We start from the raw sequence: 17,940 nt of genomic DNA, 5'->3' as shown, positions 1-17,940 counted from the left end.
ATCCGCAGGATGAGCCGGTCGCGTTCGTCCAGCTGCTCCAGCAGGGGGGCGAGGGTGTGGAACTCCTCGAAGAGTTCCATGCCGGGATCGACGGCTCCGTGGCGCTCCGCCGCCGGCCGGGCGCTCCGGCCCGCCGCGGAAGCCTCGTCGCCGTCGACGGCCGTGGCGTCGAGGGAACTGCTGGTGTAGCCGTTCGCGGCCACCAGCCCCTCGATGACCTCGTCCTCGGACAACTCCAGGTGGAGGGCGAGCTCCTTGACCGACGGCGCCCTGCCCAGGACATCGCTCAGGGCGTCCTGGGCCTTGGCGAGTTCCGTACGCAGCTCCTGAAGCCGGCGCGGCACGTGCACGGCCCAGGTAGTGTCACGGAAATGGCGCTTGATCTCACCGATGATGTACGGAAGGGCGAGGGTGGAGAACTCGACCTCCCGCTCGAGGTCGTAGCGGTCGATGGCCTTGATCAGGCCGATGGTCCCCACCTGGATGATGTCCTCCATGTCGAGACCCCCGCCGAGCACCCGGGCACGGAAACGCCGCGCGGCGAACTGCACGAGCGAGAGGTTCATCTCGATCAGGGTGTTGCGCGTGTATTGGTACTCGCGCGTGCCCTCCTCCAGGGTGCGCAGCCTCGCGAAGAAGTGCCGCGACAGCTCACGGGCATCGGCCGGCGCCATCTCGCGGGCGTTCTCGACCTCGACGCGGTCGATGTCCCGCGTTGGCGCTCCCGCGATGCCCCGGTCACAAGCAGGAGCTTGTGCGTCTGTAGCTCGAATGGGTCCCATGACGGTGGCCGAGCGAGACACGGTGGCCACTCCCTCCCGATTGACTGACAGCTGCCCGGGCGCTTGTGCCCCGGCTCATCGGTCCTACACCCCTTCGCACGGCAACCTCTTCGATTCCGGGACCACGCTGTGCGTCCCGGGGGCCGTCCGCACCATGCGGAGGCCTTGTCGATCGAGCGACCAGGCATACTCCCTTGGCGACGACGTTACAGGTGGCGAGCCGGGAGGCGGGCATGACCGGAGCAGAGGACGCGTTCCAGCCAGGTGTGGTCGGGGACAGCTACGCGGCGGGTACCCGGTGGGTGGTGGCGGCCCGCGGAGAGCTGGACCAGGACACCCTGGCTCCGCTGGAGGAGGCTCTCGCCTCCGCCGCGGACCGGTACCCGCTGGTGGTTCTGGACACCGGTGCCGTCACCTTCGGGGACTCCTCCTTCCTGAACCTGCTCCTGAGGCTGCACCACCTGACGGCCCTGCGCGTCGCCGCCCCGGGTGAGCAGTTGCGCCGGCTCTTCGCCGTGACCGGTGCCGATACGGTCCTTTCCGTACACGCGAGCGTCGAGGACGCACTCAGGGCGTGAGCGCGCACCGGTCAGCCGGTGTAAGGGCCGGTCGCGTTCGTACCGGCCGGTGGCCTCCAGGCAGCGTGTGACATGGCCGATGCGGCACCCGAGGTGGACCGGCTGGTCCTGGACGTTCGAGGCCCAACCTCGCCGACTCCTCGTTCCTGAACCTGCCCCTCGTCGTGCACCGGGACTGCGACCTGCTGCTGGGGTCCCCTTTCCCCCCGTCTGCTGGAGATGACCGGCGCGGACTTGGTGCTCGTGGTCGACAGCGAACCGTCGGCGGGGTGGGTGTCGTGGAGCAGAGGGGGAACACGAGTGGTGAGAGGAGCGACGATGCCAGAGACCTCACAGAGCATGGCCGGACTCAGGTGCCCCGACGCCCGACAGGTCGCCCGGGAGGTCTTGTCCGCCCGTGGTGCGGGGGAGCGGCTGGTGGACGACGTCCTGACGGTGGTTGCGGAGCTGGTGAGCAACGCGATCCGGCACGCGGGCGGCGTGACGGGCTTCAACATCCGGCATCTTCCCGATGCGGTGGCCATTGAGGTGTCCGACGCCTCCCCGGTCCTTCCCCGCTCACCGGGCACTCCGGTCGCGGTACCGGGAGGGTTCGGCTGGCTGCTGGTCAACCGACTCGCCGCCCGTACGGAAATCTCCGCTGGCCACGGGGGAAAGACGATCGCCGCGTACGTGCCGCTCACGGTCGCCGCCACCGGCGCGTGACCCGCACGCATTTCTCCCCGCGGCACGCACCGGTGCCGGTATCGGGCACCTCATCCGGCTTCCTTGAGCGTCCTTCCTTACCGTCCGCGGGCGCTCACCTGCTACGCGCGCCGGCGCCCACCACCTGCTGTCATGTTGGTTCGGTTGCTTGCGGAAGGTGTGGATGCCGACCGGGTCCGCGGGGTGTGCCGGCCAGCGGGGTGGGGGTGAGGTCGGCGGGTTCCTCGCCTGCTTCCAGGAGGGTGTCGGCCGCGCCGACGATCAGGGGGTCGGGACGGCCGACCGCCGTGGTGTCCTTGCGGTCGTAGTCGATGCGGTCGAGAAGGCTGCGCATCGCTTCCAGCCGGGCCCGTCGCTTGTCGTTGCTCTTGACGACGGTCCAGGGTGCGTGGTCGGTGTCCGTGGCCCGGAACATGTCGACCTTGGCGGTGGTGTAGGCGTCCCACAGGTCCAGGGAGGCAAGGTCGGTGGGGGACAGCTTCCACTGCCGTACCGGGTCGACCTGGCGGATCGCGAAGCGGGTGCGCTGCTCGGCGCGGGAGACGGAGAACCAGAACTTGACCAGCCGGATGCCGTCCTGGACGAGCATGGCCTCGAAGGCCGGGCACTGCCGCAGGAACAGCTCGTACTGGCCGTCGGAGCAGAAGCCCATGACCTTCTCGACGCCGGCGCGGTTGTACCAGGACCGGTCGAAGAAGACGATCTCCCCCGGGGCGGGCAGATGGGCGGTGTAGCGCTGGAAGTACCACTGTCCGGCCTCCCGCTCGGTGGGCTTGTCCAAGGCCACGACGCGCGCCCCACGGGGATTGAGCCGCTCGGTGAACCTCTGGATCGTGCCACCTTTCCCGGCGGCGTCCCGGCCCTCGCAGATCACCACCACCCTGGAACCTGTCGCCCTCACCCAGCTCTGCAGTTTGAGCAATTCGATCTGCAGGATCCGCTTGGCCCGCTCGTACTCCGCCCGACGGATCTTGCGGTCGTAGGGGTAGTTCTCCCGCCAGGTGCGGATCGGCGCGCCGTTCGCGTCGAGCAGAACCGGTTCCTCCGGGCGGCTGTCGTCCACGCTCAACCCGGCGAGCAGGTCCGCGGTGTCCTCCGTCGGCTTATTCATGCTGGGCGCCTACCCAGGCGAACGCATATCGACCGTGGCGCGCCGAGTCCCCGTTCGGTAGCCGATCCGACGCCCTCTGTGGACCGAGGTCGTGTGCCTACCGGCACCCGATCAGGTAGTGCGCCTGCGTCTGGACGTGACCGCCGTTGGCGTGCGGGTCGGCGGCGGACGGGGCTGCGGCCCCCGCCTCTGCGGGCGTTGCGCCGGGGGGCCCGCAGCTGTCGAACCTAACGACATCCGATTACCTCAGTGACGGACATCTGGAAATCTATGTTGGTCGGAGTAGACATTGGGCTGTGGCGTGGTTATGGTTTCTCTCGTAGCCCGGAGAGACAGCGCGGCCTGGCAGAGGTGAACTGCCGGGCAGCAGTACACGCAGTACCCGTGGTTGCAGTGCGGAACAGAGCGGTACCTCGGTGAAGGCGTCGGCTGCGGGCGCGCGCACCGGGAGGTTCGGCAGTGGGGTTCTAAGCCAGAGCATGTGTAGGACGGGCGACGGGGCTGGCTGCCGAAAGCGTGGCGCTTGGTGAGGTTGAGAGTAGTACCGGCAGTATGTAGTCCCCCGCATAAGTAGTTGATCACGAGGGGAACGGAGGAGCGGGCGCCATCAGGATCGCCCGGGCGGAGTGTTGAGCCGGGTACCGCAGGACATCGTTAGTGAGGTGGTCTCCGGTCAAGCAACCGCGATCCCCGCGCCCCCGACAGCTGGTGAGTCGGGTGTGTGGACACAGTAGGTCGGCGCAGTTCCAGGGCCGGCAGATGGTGTAGTCAGTTCCTTCGGGGCCCTGGTGCCATCGGCACCAGGGCCCCTCCGCACGATCCGGTGCGCCCGCCCCGATGCGGTCCGGCGGCTCGCCGAGCAGCTCGTGCTGGTTGAGGTGGTGTCGTGGGTAGCGAAGGGGAGCCGGTGCGAGAGCGCACCGCGGGCTGAGCGTGGGAGTTGATGGTGGAACAGCAGGTACGGGTGCTGTCTGACAAGGACGGGGTCCGCGTCGTCGTGTGCGCAGGCGACTTCGACCAGGACTCGCTTGGACCCCTCGAAGCAGCCTGCGTGGCGGCTGCGGATGATCCTGTTGTCCGTCGGGTCGTCCTGGACGTCACCGGGGTGACCTTCGCCGACTCCGCGATGCTCAACCTGATGCTGCGCTTGCGGCGCACTGGCCGCCTGGTTCTGGTCGGCCCCGTGCCGCCTCGCATGGGGCGGCTGCTGGACCTCACCGGGACTACTGCCCTGTTCCCGACCGCAGAGGGCGTCGAGGCGGCCCGCATCCTGTAGGGAGAGGGTCGGCGGTGCGGAGGCATGAGCGTCGAGCGGCTGTCGGGTGCGTCGGGTACGTGATCGAAGCGACGACGCCGATGGGTGCCTACAGCCAGAGCGACGCATATGTGATCGTCCTCGACGTCGCGGTAGCGGAGGAGCGTGGGCGGCCCCAGCCCGCCGTAAGTCGGCTGGAACGGCTCGGGGATCCGCCGCCGCACCGGCAACGGATCCCACGACGACTGTTTTCACGAACTGCTGCAGGGTCTGCATGTTTCCAACCCATCCGCAACGAACTCCGCGAACTCACCCCGGAGCCGCTCCACCTCCCCAAGCCTCACGACCGGAAGATGCCCACCACCAGATACGTCGCCAGGAACCGTCGGACGCCGAGTGGGAACTCGAACAGCCATCCGGCCGGGCTGCTGACCGAGGGTCGGGACCCCGGTGGGCCGGTCGGGTTGCTGCCGGACGGCATGGCGACGGCTTCCGGGTAGCTACGAGGGAGCGGCGGCGGTGGTCGACCGGTCGGTATCCGTGCCGGATGAGGGCTCGACGAGCTGCTCGCGCAGGTACTTCCACACGACCGCGATCAGCGCCGCGGCCGGAACCGCCAGCAGGCTGCCGACCACTCCGGCCAGACTGCCCCCCAGGGTCACCGCCAACAGGACCACCGCCGCGTGGAGCCCGAGACCGCGGCTTTGAATCATCGGCTGGAAGACGTTGCCCTCCAGCTGCTGCACCACGATGATGATCGCCAGCACGATCAGCGCGTCCGTCAGACCGTTCGAGACCAGCGCGATGAGCACCGCGACCAGGCCGGCGAACAAGGCACCCACGATCGGCACGAACGCGGACACGAAGGTCAGTACCGCCAGCGGCAACACCAGGGGAACGCCGACGATCCACAGCCCCAGCCCGATGAACACGGCGTCGAGCAGACCGACGAACGCCTGGGAGCGCACGAACGAACCGAGGGTCTCCCAGCCGCGCTCGGCGACCACGGGAACGTCGGTGGCGAGCCGGCCGGGGAGCTGCCGGGTGAGCCACGGCAGGAACCGCGGGCCGTCCTTGAGGAAGAAGAACATCAGGAAGAGCGCCAGTACGGCGGTGACCAGACCACTGAAGATGGTGCTCACACCGGTGACGACCGTGGACACCGTGGTGCCGACGCTGTGCTGAACACGGTCGACCGCGGAGTCGAACGCCGCTGTGATCTGGGCGTCGCCGATGTTCAGCGGCGGCCCGGCAGCCCACCCGCGCAGCTGCTGGATCCCCTTGACCACCCCGTCGCCCAGCTCGCCGGCCTGCGACGCCACCGGCACGGCGATCAGCGCCACGACACCTGCGGCGACCACGAGGAACAGTACGGTCACCAAGGACGCGGCCAGGGCGGGAGGCCACCCGCGCCGGCGCAGGAAGGCGACCAGGGGCCACGTCAGCGTGGTGAGCAACAGGGCCACGACCAGTGGCCAAACCACCGACCACATCCGGCCCAGGAGCCACAACGTCACGGCAACCATCACCAAGACCAGGAGCAACTCGGCGGAGACCCGTGCGGACGCCCGTAGCGCGGACGTCGTCTTTCTCGAACTCAGCGTGTCAGACATGGGCTCACCCTATGGAACGTCCCCGCGCCGACGGCCCCGGACCCGATGGCTGCGGCTCTCGAAGGTGACGGCAGACCGCGCTCCGCGCCCGTGGGTGGGCCGGGCATGGAGCGGGGAATGCAGGGTACTCGCGGGACATGATGGCTGGCGGAGCGGTACGCGAGAGTGTGGAGACCGCCTCGAGAGGCGGCAAGGCGCGGGGGGTGCTGGCCCGGTGCGGCCTGGCGACGCGTGGGTTGCTGTACGTGCTCGTCGGCGTACTCGCGGTGCGCGTCGCCTTTGGTGTGGGAGGCGGCGAGGAAGCGGACCGGACGGGCGCACTGCAGGAGCTCGCGGAGAAGCCCTTCGGTGGCGTCCTCGTATGGGCCATCGGCATCGGCCTGGTCTGCATGACGCTGTGGCGGCTTTCGGAGGCGGCGCTGGGTGCGGCCGGCCCCGACGGGGACAAGCCCGGCAAGCGACTGGCCGCGGTGGCCCGGGCCGTGTTCTACGGGGTCGTCGCGTTCTCCGTGCTCTCCTTCGCCGCAGGCACCGGCGGTGGCGGCCAGTCCGGCGATGAGCAGTCGCGCGATGTGACGGCCCGGGCGCTCGATGTGCCCGGTGGTCCGTGGTGGGTGGGGGCAGTGGGCGTGGGGATCGCCATCGGCGGTGTCGTGATCGCCGTTCAGGCGGCGCGGCGTACCTTCCGCAAGCACTTGGCGATGGGCCGACAGCCCGAGGCGGTCCGCACGGCGGTCGAGATCCTCGGGGTGGTGGGCGGTGTCGCGCGCGGCGCTGTCTTCGCCGCGGCCGGCGTCTTCGTCGTGCACGCCGCCATGAGCTACGACCCGGCGAAGGCGAAGGGGATCGACGACACCCTCCGCACGTTCACCCAGACCCCCGCGGGCCCGTGGCTTCTCGTGGTGGTCGCCGTCGGGCTCGTGCTGTTCGGGTTGTTCTCCTGGGCCATGGCCTGTTGGCGCCGGGTCTGAGCCTGCCGCCCGAGCGCGGAGGCAGTCGGGTGCCCGTTCCTGCGTCCACTGAGAAAGGGAGACGTCTTCGTGCCGCTGACATTCCGCACCTGCAGCAGTACCGGCCGCCGTACCGCCTCCATGAACTTGACCGGCCCCTTCGGCTGGCGCAAGACCCGCCGCGGTTGATCCACGAGATGCGTACCGCGCCAGCCATGTTCCCCCTCGCGTTCCGTCCAGGAGATCCGATGTCCCGTACGAAGGAGTCGGCCGGTCCGGTCGCGAGCCCTCCCCGGTCGCCCCGGGCGCCGTCGGCCGAGATGCGGGTGGCGCGGCTGCGGCGGCGCCTGGAACGGCTGATAGGGATCGCGGCGACCGAGGGCAACGCGCTCACCCCCTTGCGCAACGGGGACGAGATCTTCGCGGCGATGCTCCGCGGAATCCGCGGTGCCCGGTACACGGTGGACATGATGACGTTCGTGTACTGGAGGGGCGACATCGCCCGCGACTTCGCCGAGGCACTTGCCGAGCGGGCCCGCGCCGGAGTGCGGGTCCGGCTGCTTCTCGACGGTTTCGGCAGCCGCCTGATCGAAAGGGGGCTGCTGGACGACATGGAGCGGGCCGGCGTGCAGGTCGCGTGGTTCCGGAAGCCGCTCTACCTCTCACCGCTCAAGCAGAACCACCGCTGTCACAGAAAGGTCCTCGTCATCGACGAGGAGACCGCGTTCACCGGCGGGGTCGGGATCGCCGAGGAGTGGTGCGGCAACGCGCGCAACGCGCGTGAATGGCGCGACACGCACGTCGAGGTCCGCGGACCCGCCGTCGACGGGATCGCCGCCGCGTTCGCGCAGAACTGGGCCGAGTGCCACGACGAACTCTTCGACGACCGGGACCGGTTCGTCGACCACCGCCCACAGGGCGGCGCGATCGTCCAGGTCGTGCGCGGCTCGGCCAGCTTCGGCTGGCAGGACATGCAGACGCTGATGCGCGTCATGCTGGAGTCCGCCGAGGAGCGCTTCCGCCTGGCCACCGCCTACTTCTCACCGGACACGTACTTCATCGAGCTGCTCTGCGCCACCGCCCGGCGCGGGGTCGAGGTGGAGATCCTGCTCCCGGGCCCGCACACCGACAAACGAGTCTGCCGGCTCGCCGGCCAGCACCACTACGCGGAGCTCATCGCCTGCGGAGTGAAGATCTACCAGTACCAGCCGACGATGATGCACGCAAAGGTCATCACCGTCGACCACGTCGCCGCACTGATCGGCTCCACCAACTTCAACCGCCGCTCCCTCGATCACGACGAGGAGGTCATGCTCGCCGTGCTCGACGAGCATTTCACCGGCGTCCTCGACGGACACTTCGACGAAGACCTGGTCGCGAGCGAGTTGATCCAGGAAGGCCGCTGGAAGCGACGCTCCGCCCTCCAGCGAGCCCAGGAACTCGCCGTGCAGCCGGTGCGCCGCTTCCTGTGAGTCCCGCCGTCCCACGAGCCCGCCCGGTCGTCCCTGCCGGCGACGCGGCTGAGCACCCCGGGCCACCCTGCGGCCGGACCAATGTCCCGGTCCACGAGACCGCCACCAGGGCATGGGCGGGCAGTGCACCCTGTAGTGGATCCACGGCGACACGTACGACTTCGACCCGATGTGTTCCGTTCACCCGTGTCGAATCCGTGCCATGGCAAAGACTTGCCCCCGTCAGGCATTCACGTCGGTGCCACCGGGCCGATAGACCCATGGCATGTTCTTCCCCTCGCTCTCTTCAGCCTTCCGCCGCAGGCGCTGGCAGCTGATCTCGGCCGCCACCGCGGTACCGCTGCTGGCATCCGGACTCGCCGCTCTGCAATCACCCGCACAAGCCGCTCCGAACAAGCCCACCGTTCCCGCCCGTTCCTCGACGACCCACAAGGTCACCCTGGTCACCGGCGACGTCGTCACGGTCACCACGATGGCCGACGGCAAGCAGACCGCCGACATCGACCGGCCGGACAGTGCTGTCGGCGGCGTGAAGATCCAGGAGATCGCGGGCGACCTGTTCGTCATCCCGGACGAGGCGGCGCCGCTGCTGGGCACGGACAAGCTGGACCGGCGGCTGTTCAACGTCACCGACCTGATCGAAATGGGCTACGACGACGCGAAGTCGGCCGCGGTGCCGCTGATCGCGACGTACGCCGCGCCGAAGTCCCGCTCGGTCGCACCGCCGACGGCCCCCCGGGGCAGCAAGCTGAGCCGCGAGCTCAAGGGCATCCGCGGTGCCGCGCTCAGCACCGAGAAGCGGCAGGCCCGCACCTTCTGGACCGACGTCGCGCCGCGCGGTGGCACGACGTTGGGCGCGGGTGTGGCGAAGCTGTGGCTCGACGGACGGGTGAAGGCCACCCTGAAGGACAGCGTGCCGCTCATCGGCGCGCCCGAGGCATGGGCGGCCGGGTACACCGGCAAGGGCACCAAGGTCGCGGTGCTCGACACCGGCATCGACGTCAACCACCCCGACTTCGCGGGCCTGATCGACGGCACGACCAGCTTCGTGCCGGGTGAGGGCGTGACGGACGTCAACGGGCACGGCACGCACGTGGCCGGCACGATCGTCGGTTCGGGCGCCGCCTCCGGGGGCGCCGACAAGGGGGTCGCCCCCGGCGCCGACCTGTTCGTCGGCAAGGTGCTCGGCGGCCCGGAGGGGTCCGGTCAGGACTCCTGGGTCATGGCCGGCATGCAGTGGGCCGCTGAATCCGGTGCGGACATCGTCAACATGAGCCTCGGCAACTCCTACCCGACGGACGGCAGCGACCCGATGTCGCAGATGGTCGACGCGCTGTCCGCGCAGTACGGCACGCTGTTCGTCATCGCCGCCGGCAACGCGGGCCCGGAGAGCATCTCCGCCCCGGGCGCGGCCGCCTCGGCGCTGACCGTGGCCGCCACGGACAAGCAGGACCAGCTCGCGTCCTTCTCCAGCACCGGCCCGCTCGCCTACTCCGGCGGCATGAAGCCGGACATCGCCGCGCCCGGCGTGGACATCACCGCGGCCCGATCGCAGGAGATGACCGACGGCGGCCAGGGCCTCTACCGCACCATCAGCGGCACCTCGATGGCCACCCCGCACGTCGTCGGAGCAGCGGCGATCCTGGCACAGCAGCACCCGGACTGGACCGGCGCGCAGCTCAAGGAACACCTGATGAGCACCGCGAAGGGCCTGGACGGCGGGTACTCGCCGTACGAAGTCGGCACCGGTCGTCTCGACGTGGCTGCCGCCGTGCGCACCACGGTTCGCGGCACCGGATCGCTCTTCTTCGGCGACTACATGTGGCCGCACGAGCCGAGCGACGGCGCCGTCACCCAGAACCTGACCTACACCAACTCCGGTTCCGCCGACATCACCCTGAACCTGACCCTGACCGGCGGCGGCGGCTCGTTCACACTGGGAGCCCCCACCGTGACCGTCCCGGCGGGCGGCATCGCCACCGTCCCGGTGACCGGTGACCCGCGCAACGCCTCGGCCGGCCGGCACGTCGGCTACGTCGTTGCCGCCGACGCCGCCACGGGGAAGCCGACGACCCGCACCTCCGTGGCGTTGATCAAGGAAAAAGAGCGCTACGACCTGAACATCAAGCTGGTCGGCCGGGACGGCAAGCCCGCCGCCGGCATGGTCGGGATCAACCTGACCGGCGACAACTGGCCCTGGTCGGTCTACGTCGACGGCTCGACCACCATGCGCATGGCGCCGGGCCGGTACACCGTCACGGCGTACCTCGACGTGGCCGGTGAGCAGGGGGACCGCTCCGGTCTGGCCGTGCTGGTCGACCCGGAGACCATCCTGAGGGACGGCTCCGCCGACGTGGTGCTCGACGCGAGCAAGGCCCGCCTGCTGCAGACGGAGGCGCCGCAGCGCACCGAGGACCGCCAGCGCAAGGTCGACTTCAACGTTCACTACAAGGGCTTCGACGCCTTCATGGACTACCGCAGCGCGTATGTGCTGCCGCCGTCGTACGACGACGTGTACGTGGCGCCGACCGAGGCGATGAAGCAGGGCGACTTCATGCTGGTCACCCGCTGGCGCAAGGGCGAGCCGCTGCTCGCTCTGAGCACGCCGGGCGACCGGCTCCGTTTCGAGACCATGGTGCAGGCGGGCAGCGCCCTGGGCACCGTCACGGACACGCTGAAAGCCGTCTACGCGGGCAGCGGCACGGTCGCCGAGTACGGGAAGGCCAAGGCCAAGGGCAAGGTCGTCGTCATCGAGCGCAGTGACGAGCTCTCCCCGCAGGAGCGCGCCGAGGCCGCAGCTGTGGCCGGCGCGAAGGCGCTGATCGTGGTCAACGACGGGGTCGGCGCGCTGATGGAGTACGTCGGGGAGTCGGCCATCCCGGTCGCCACCGTGCACCGCGACGCGGGCAAGACCCTCATCGCGATGGCCAGGGCCGGCAACCTCGTGCTGACCGTACGGCAGACCGAGTACACGCCCTTCGTCTACGACCTGACCCGGGACTACCCCGGCCGGGTGCCGGACCGGGCCCTGGTCTACAAGCCGGCCAAGGCCGACCTCGCCCGGATAGACGCGCGCTACTACGGCGCCGCGGGCGACCGGCAGGCAGAGGGCTACCGCTCCGACTTCACCCTCGACCCGTCGTTCAACTTCCCGGACACCGAGTGGCACCCGGGCACCCGCACCGAGTGGGTGACCCCGGGTCAGGTCTGGCGCGAGTTCCATGCGCAGGGCGTCGACGGCGCCCTGCCGTGGACGATGGTGTCCGGCGACAACACGTACGCCAAGGGCAGCGCCACCCGTCTGGACTGGTTCGCTCCGGTGACCCGGCCCGCCCAGAGCGAGTCCTTCGGCGTGTACAACTCCCGCTGGGGCAACTACATGACCTGGAACGTGCAGGCGTGGGCCTCCGCCAGCGACACCATGCGGCTGGGCGGCTACCTGCCGTGGGGTGAGACACCATCCCACCTGCAGGTATTCCAGGGCGACACGCTGATCCACGACAATCCGCTCAGCGGAGACATGCAGTGGGTGGAGGTACCGGCGGGCAACCTGCCCTACCGCACCGTCCTCGATGCGGAGCGGCCCGGTGACGTCTTCCGGCTGTCGACGCGCACCCACACCGAGTGGACGTTCATGTCGGACACCGTCGAGTCGGACTCCTTCGAGCCGTTCTCGGCGCTGAACCTGGACTACAAGCTGGAGTCGGACCTGCACGGCGACGTCAAGGCCAATGCGACCCAGCAGATCGCGCTCAAGCCGGTGTCGCTGAACCTCTCGGCGGTCCCCGGCACCATCACCACGGTGAAACTGGACGTCTCCTACGACGACGGCGCCACGTGGCAGAAGGTGAGCCTGACCAAGGGCGCCGACGGCTACTGGAAGGGTTCGTTCAGGACGGCCAAGAAGCCCGGCGGCTTCGTCTCGGTCCGCGCGAGCGCCGGGTCGGACAGCGGGTTCAGCGTCAAGAACGAGATCATCCGGGCGTACGGCCTGCGATGAACCGCACTGCCGGGCCCCGGGGAGGCGATTCCCCGGGGCCCTTCCCATCGCACCTGCTCCCACCAGGGACTATTCAGGGTCTGCCGCCATGTCGCATACTCTCCCCGCTGCGACAAGCGGAAGAGAGTCGGTCGCCGATGCTGGATGTGCTGGGCCTGGAACCCGATGACGAGCGCGTCTACCGAGCGCTGCTCGGACTTCCGAACTCCACCGCGGTGCCGCTGTCGGACCTGCTCGCCCTCCCGCGAGCCCACGTCGACCAGGCATTGGCCCGTCTGGTCGGGTGGGGACTGGTGACCCGGTCGTCGGACGAGCGGTTCACCGCCGCGCCGCCGGCCATGGCACTCGGCGCGCTCATCACGCACCGCCGGGACGGGCTGCGCATGGCCGAGCAGGCACTGGTGACGTTCGCCGAGGAACACCGGGCGGCGATGACCGGGAGCAGCATCAGCGATCTGATCGAGGTGGTCACGGGCGTCGACGCCATCCGCCACCGCTTCCTCCAGGTGCAGCAGGCCGCCCGCACGCAGGTCCGCAGCTTCATCACCGCACCGTTCGTCGCCCTGCCGCCCGACGAGAACACGGCCGAACCCATGGCCATCGGGCGCGGCGTGCACTTCCGGGCGGTACTGGACCGGGCCGTGCTGGCAGAGCCCGGCATCATCGACGATGCGATCGCCGCACTGAGCAGCGGTGTGGAACTACGGGTCGCAGACCAGCTACCGATGAAACTCGTGCTGGCCGACGCCGAGCTCGGCCTCGTCCCGCTCGCCGTCACGCCGGCCGGAGAACCCGGCGCAGTGCTGCTGCACCGCAGCGGCCTGCTGGACGCGATGGACGCGCTGTTCGAGACGGTGTGGCGCACAGCCCAACCCCTCGAACTGTCCGGCACCGGCGGAGAAGCCGAACCCACCGTCGAGCTCCGTGCGGAAGGCCCGACCGACCTGGACAGAAAGATCCTCGCGCTCTTGCTGGCCGGCCTGACCGACCCGATCGCCGCGACGCAGCTCGGCCTGTCGCCACGCACGCTTCACCGACGCCTGCGCCACCTCATGGACATGGCCGGAGTCCGGACCCGGATGCAGCTCGGCGGTCACGCCGTCCGGCACGGCTGGGTGAAGCCGCACTGAACGGGTGCCGCCCTCGGTCGCGGTACCCGGAGAGTTCACCGAAGGGGCCGCGTCCGCTCAGGGGCGGTACCGCAACGGGTGGTCCTCCGGTACCTCGACGACCGCGATCCGCACCCCGTCAGGGTCGGCGATCCACATCTCGATCAGCCCCCACGGCTCCTTCACGGGCGCCCTCAGCACCCGAACCCCCGCCGCCACCAGCTCCTCGTGCGCGGCGCGGACATCGGCGACCTGCAGCCACAGCTGCAGGCCCGGCGCCGGTGGCTCCTCGGAGCGGCCCGAGACCTCCAGGAATCCGCCGCCGAGGAAGTAGACCGTGCCGCGGTCCGGACCGGTACCGAACTCGCGGTAGACGGAGAGGCCCAGCGCCCCGCCGTAGAAGACGCGCGAACGCTCCGGATCCGTGGGGCGCAGCAGGACTCTGCTGCCGAGTACGTGAACCATGATTCGAATCTACGGGGTGCGGCCCCCTCCGCGTACGCGCGGCCCGGCAGCCTCCGCGTCCTGCTGTTCCTGCCGGTGGCCGCTGACGGCGGAAGACGGCATCAACCGCGGTCCGGCCGCGACGGGCAGGGTGATCGACGGTGGGCCTGTTCTCCACTGCGGCTCGTTCAACTACCGCTTCTTGCCGGTACCTTGACGGGCCAGCCAGGTGCCTGGCTTGATTGGGAGCGCTCCCACTCGGCCCCTCATCCACCGAGGAAGGCTTCACCGTGCCTCCTGTCACCTCCGCCCGCGGCGTGCCACGTCGCGCGGCCGCCGTGCTCGCCGGCTTCGCGCTGGCGGTCGGCGGCCTGTCCGCGACCGCCCTGACCCTTCCGGTCGCGGCTGCCGCCACCGTGGCCGCCGCTGCCGACACGCCCGTCCGGGTCAACCAGCTCGGCTACCTGCCCGACGGTCCCAAGCGGGCCACCGTGGCCGGCTCCGCGACAGCCCCGCTCGCCTGGCAGTTGCGCGACGCCTCCGGCGCGGTGGCCGCTTCGGGCGTCACCACGGTGCGCGGCGCCGACCAGGCGTCCGGCCAGTCCACGCACCTGGTGGACTTCGGCGCGTACACCGGCACCGGCACCGGTTTCAGCTTGGTCGTCGACGGCCGGGCCAGCCACCCCTTCGACATCTCCGCGTCTCTGTACGACGGACTGCGCGCCGACAGCATGTCGTTCTTCTACCAGCAGCGCAGCGGCATTGCGATCGATGCCGCCCTGGTGGGCGGCGGCGCGTACGCCCGCCCTGCCGGGCACCTGGGCGTCGCCCCGAACAAGGGCGACACCGGCGTCCCCTGCCAGTCCGGGGTGTGCGACTACCAACTGGACGTGCGCGGCGGCTGGTACGACGCGGGCGACCAGGGCAAGTACGTGGTCAACGGCGGCATCTCCGTCTGGGAGATGGTCAACTCCTTCGAACGGGCCCACCGTTCGGGCGGCGAAGCGGCGCTCGGCGATGCGACGCTGCGACGCTGCGGGTGCCGGAGCGTGGCAACGGGACGCCGGACGTGCTGGACGAAGCCCGCTGGGAACTGGAGTTCCTGCTGCGGATGCAGGTCCCGGTCGGCAAGCCGATGGCCGGGATGGCCTTCCACAAGATGCACGACGCCAAGTGGACTGCCCTGCCGACCCGTCCTGAACTCGACTCTGAACAGCGTGAGTTGCACAAGCCGTCGACCGCCGCGACGCTGAACCTGGCGGCCTCGGGCGCACAGTGTGCGCGGGTGTACGCGTCGTATGACGCCGCGTTCTCCGCGCGCTGCCTGGACGCGGCCCGCCGCGCCTGGACGGCTGCCAAGGCCAACCCGAACGTGCTGGCCCCGGCGAGCGACAACACCGGCGGCGGTGCGTACGAGGACGCCGACGTCTCCGACGAGTTCTACTGGGCGGCGGCGGAACTCCTGGCCACCACCGGCGAGTCCCAGTACCGGGACGCCGTCACCTCCTCCCCGCACCACGCCAAGCCCGTCGACGCGTTCTGGTGGGGCGGCACCGCGACGCTCGGCCGCATCACCCTCGCCACCGTCCCCGGCGCGACCCTCCCCGCCGCCGACGTGACCCGGCTGCGCGGCCTGCTGACCACGGCCGCCGACGGCCACCTGTCCACCATGTCCGGACAGGGCTACGCGGTGCCGCTCCCCGCCACCGGGTACGTGTGGGGCTCCAACAGCTCTGTCTCCAACAACGCGATGGTGATGGCCGTCGCCTACGAGATCACCGGCCAACAACGCTACCGGGCCGGAGCGTTGGAGTCCCTGGACTACCTGCTCGGCCGCAACGCGCTCGACCTCTCGTACGTCACCGGCTACGGCGACCGCTACTCCGAGAACCAGCACCACCGGTTCTGGGCGCACCAGAACGACGCCTCGCTGCCGCACCCGCCGGCCGGTTCCTTCGCGGGCGGGCCGAACGCCGGGCTGGAGGACCCGGTGGCCAAGGAGAAGCTCGTGGGCTGCGCGCCGGCGGCGTGCTACGTGGACGACATCGGCTCGTACTCCACCAACGAGGTGGCCATCAACTGGAACGCCTCGCTGGCCTGGCTGGCGGCCTTCGCGGCTGAGCGGCGCGGCGCTCCGGCGGCGCCCGTGGCCCAGGTGGCCCCGGCGGCCGTGACGGTCCCGGAGGGCGGCTCGGCGCCGGTGGGAGTGCGGCTCTCGGCAGCGCCCGCGCTGAACGTGACGGTGACGGTGGCCCGGAGCTCCGGCGACGAGGACCTGTCGGCGGCCGCGACCCTGGTGTTCACCCCGGCCGACTGGGCGACGGCGCAGCAGGTTTCGGTCCTCGCCGCGCAGGACGCCGACGCGTCGTCGGGCAGCGCGACGTTCACGGTCGGTGGTCCTGGAGTGCAGCCGGCAACGTTCACGGCGACGGAGGCGGACGACGACGCGTCGGCGGCTTCCTGCACGGTGGCGTACCGGATCGACAATGCCTGGAGCAACGGTTTCACTGCGACGGTGACCGTGAGGAACACCGGAACCTCGACGATCTCCGGCTGGACCCTCGGCTGGAGCTTCGCGGGCGATCAGCGGATCAGCAACGGCTGGAACGCCACGGTGAGCCAGTCGGGCAGCACGGTCACCGCTCGGGACACCGGATGGAACGGAACACTGGCACCCGGCGGCAGCGTGAGCTTCGGCTTCCAGGCGGCGTATTCGGGTACCATCGCGATCCCGGCGCGCTACATGCTCAACGGTGCACTCTGCTCCTGAACGATCACCACGTCCTGCCCGCCCGCCGCACCTGGAACTCTGGTGCGGCGGGCCGCTCTCGTGGGGGTCAGCGCTGCTGGAGGGGTGTCCGAGCCAGATCGGTGTTGAAAGGATCAGGATGTCGGCGGCCAGGATCGTGTCGCGGATCTCGGGCCAGGCGTCCCCGTCACCGAGGTCGGTGCTGATTCCGGTCTTCACGTCGTGGTCAGCGATCCGGATGGTCTTGCCGGTGACTCCGTGGTCGGCGAGTGCAGTCATGGCCTGTTCGGCCAGCAGCTGGGAGCTGGACGGCTTCGGGGAGGGGGACAGGGTGCAGACGAGGGCGACAGCCCGCAGGGGTGTGTTGTTCGAGGCTGGCGCGGATCGGCTGTACTTTTCGCGGACTGCTCCCACAGCGCTCTCGTCAGAGCCGGCCTGATGGAGCACGGCGCGTACAGCTGCCAGGAACTCGTCTTGATCCTCCACGGCCGGAACGGTAAAGGCAGGACCAGTCCGTTCCACTCAGCCCCGCAGATCTGCCTCCGATCCGCTTCCAGTCATCAGCTTGGAAGTATCCGGTCTGGCAGGCCTGCACGTGTCAGGAGGAATCCTTTTCGTTGGGGCTGTGCACCGGGCCTCGTCCACCGGGCCTGCCGTGGGAATGGGCGACCATCGTCTCGATGTCGAGCCGGTCAGGTCCGGCCGCCTGCTGGTCGGGCCGGTCCCTGGGTATGGGGCGGGCGTTCGCGCGGGCTGATCGGTTGCTGGTCACCACAATCTCCCTTTCTTGAAGATGTCACCAACTCTTCTGCCCGGATGGGGCACGGACACCGGCCCCCAGCCGTATTCGGGCCTCAGTTCACCGCTGGACGTGCGGTTGGAGTTCGCATGCATGGCCGGGAACTGGACGGGCATACGGTGTCTCGGAGGTTGATAAACATGGTTCCCCTGCTTCTTGTTCTTTTGCTGGTCCTGATCCTCTTCGGTGCAGGTTTCGCCGTAAAGATTCTCTGGTGGGTCGCGATCGCGGTACTTGTGCTGTGGCTGATCGGATTCGTCGCTCGCCCCAAGAGCGGCAGCGGCCGGTGGTATCGCTGGTAGCTGCTTCGTAGAAGCCCAGTTCAGATGGTGGTGCGGCGGCGGTCGGCCATCCCCGGCCGGCCGGGGATGGC

General features: G+C 69.7%; 13 protein-coding genes and 2 pseudogenes. 10 read left to right on the top strand and 5 right to left on the bottom strand.

The genetic code is table 11. The annotated features are described in order from the left end of the window. Window positions 1-782, bottom strand: a 782-nt coding sequence (locus ACFVX6_RS37785; protein ID WP_389699123.1) for a sigma-70 family RNA polymerase sigma factor, incomplete at its 3' end; no start/stop codon positions are given. A 233-nt stretch (window positions 783-1,015) separates the two neighbouring features. Between ACFVX6_RS37785 and ACFVX6_RS37780 the strand changes: the two genes are divergently transcribed. Together ACFVX6_RS37780 and ACFVX6_RS37775 are read left to right on the top strand one after the other, a co-directional pair. Next, window positions 1,016-1,360: an STAS domain-containing protein gene (locus tag ACFVX6_RS37780; protein WP_389699122.1), complete on the top strand. Its 345-nt coding sequence runs from the start codon at window positions 1,016-1,018 to the stop codon at window positions 1,358-1,360. 318 nt (window positions 1,361-1,678) lie between these two features. Beyond that, a complete protein-coding gene (locus ACFVX6_RS37775; protein WP_389699121.1) occupies window positions 1,679-2,065 on the top strand; it encodes an ATP-binding protein in 387 nt (128 codons plus the stop codon). A gap of 130 nt (window positions 2,066-2,195) precedes the next feature. Here ACFVX6_RS37775 and ppk2 read toward each other — a convergent pair whose 3' ends face one another. After that, window positions 2,196-3,176 (bottom strand): polyphosphate kinase 2, encoded by a 981-nt coding sequence (ppk2, locus tag ACFVX6_RS37770; RefSeq protein WP_389699120.1) that lies wholly within the window; start codon window positions 3,174-3,176, stop codon window positions 2,196-2,198. A 943-nt stretch (window positions 3,177-4,119) separates the two neighbouring features. On the opposite strand from ppk2, the gene ACFVX6_RS37765 reads away from it, so the two are divergent. Next, the gene (locus tag ACFVX6_RS37765; RefSeq protein WP_389699119.1) at window positions 4,120-4,452 is read left to right on the top strand and encodes an STAS domain-containing protein; all 333 of its coding nucleotides are present in this window, start codon (window positions 4,120-4,122) and stop codon (window positions 4,450-4,452) included. A 479-nt stretch (window positions 4,453-4,931) separates the two neighbouring features. On the opposite strand, the gene ACFVX6_RS37760 is transcribed toward ACFVX6_RS37765, so the two are convergent. Further along, window positions 4,932-6,044, bottom strand: a complete 1,113-nt coding sequence (locus ACFVX6_RS37760; protein ID WP_389699118.1) for an AI-2E family transporter — start codon at window positions 6,042-6,044, stop codon at window positions 4,932-4,934. A gap of 137 nt (window positions 6,045-6,181) precedes the next feature. Between ACFVX6_RS37760 and ACFVX6_RS37755 the strand changes: the two genes are divergently transcribed. The 4 genes from ACFVX6_RS37755 (at window position 6,182) to ACFVX6_RS37740 (ending at window position 13,596) form a co-directional block, all read left to right on the top strand. Continuing rightward, a complete protein-coding gene (locus ACFVX6_RS37755; RefSeq protein WP_389699117.1) occupies window positions 6,182-7,015 on the top strand; it encodes a DUF1206 domain-containing protein in 834 nt (277 codons plus the stop codon). Between the two features lie 227 nt (window positions 7,016-7,242). Next, window positions 7,243-8,466, top strand: a complete 1,224-nt coding sequence (locus ACFVX6_RS37750; RefSeq protein WP_389699116.1) for a phosphatidylserine/phosphatidylglycerophosphate/cardiolipin synthase family protein — start codon at window positions 7,243-7,245, stop codon at window positions 8,464-8,466. Window positions 8,467-8,731: 265 nt separating this feature from the next. Then, entirely contained in the window at window positions 8,732-12,466 is a 3,735-nt protein-coding gene (locus ACFVX6_RS37745; RefSeq protein ID WP_389699115.1) for a S8 family serine peptidase, read from the top strand. A gap of 137 nt (window positions 12,467-12,603) precedes the next feature. After that, window positions 12,604-13,596, top strand: a complete 993-nt coding sequence (locus ACFVX6_RS37740; RefSeq protein WP_389699114.1) for a helix-turn-helix domain-containing protein — start codon at window positions 12,604-12,606, stop codon at window positions 13,594-13,596. 57 nt (window positions 13,597-13,653) lie between these two features. On the opposite strand, the gene ACFVX6_RS37735 is transcribed toward ACFVX6_RS37740, so the two are convergent. Beyond that, window positions 13,654-14,040 (bottom strand): VOC family protein, encoded by a 387-nt coding sequence (locus tag ACFVX6_RS37735; RefSeq protein ID WP_389699113.1) that lies wholly within the window; start codon window positions 14,038-14,040, stop codon window positions 13,654-13,656. A 269-nt stretch (window positions 14,041-14,309) separates the two neighbouring features. Here ACFVX6_RS37735 and ACFVX6_RS37730 point away from each other — a divergent pair. After that, window positions 14,310-14,954: pseudogene (locus tag ACFVX6_RS37730) on the top strand (cellulase N-terminal Ig-like domain-containing protein); the annotation flags it as partial. Between the two features lie 134 nt (window positions 14,955-15,088). Then, entirely contained in the window at window positions 15,089-16,789 is a 1,701-nt protein-coding gene (locus ACFVX6_RS37725) for a glycoside hydrolase family 9 protein (protein WP_389699112.1), read from the top strand. Between the two features lie 69 nt (window positions 16,790-16,858). On the opposite strand, the pseudogene ACFVX6_RS37720 reads toward ACFVX6_RS37725, so the two are convergent. Further along, a pseudogene (locus tag ACFVX6_RS37720) lies at window positions 16,859-17,182 on the bottom strand (flavodoxin family protein); the annotation flags it as partial. 525 nt (window positions 17,183-17,707) lie between these two features. Here ACFVX6_RS37720 and ACFVX6_RS37715 point away from each other — a divergent pair. Next, window positions 17,708-17,869 carry a hydrophobic protein gene (locus ACFVX6_RS37715; protein WP_229895626.1) on the top strand — a complete coding sequence of 54 codons (162 nt, stop codon included), beginning with the start codon at window positions 17,708-17,710 and terminating at the stop codon, window positions 17,867-17,869. Window positions 17,870-17,940 lie beyond the last annotated feature (71 nt).

The organism is Streptomyces sp. NPDC058289, from assembly GCF_042880975.1.
Taxonomy (GTDB): Bacteria; Actinomycetota; Actinomycetes; order Streptomycetales; family Streptomycetaceae; genus Streptomyces; species Streptomyces stoeckheimensis.
The sequence above is the reverse complement of the archived record's forward strand: the minus strand, read 5'-3'. Positions and strand labels throughout refer to the sequence as shown.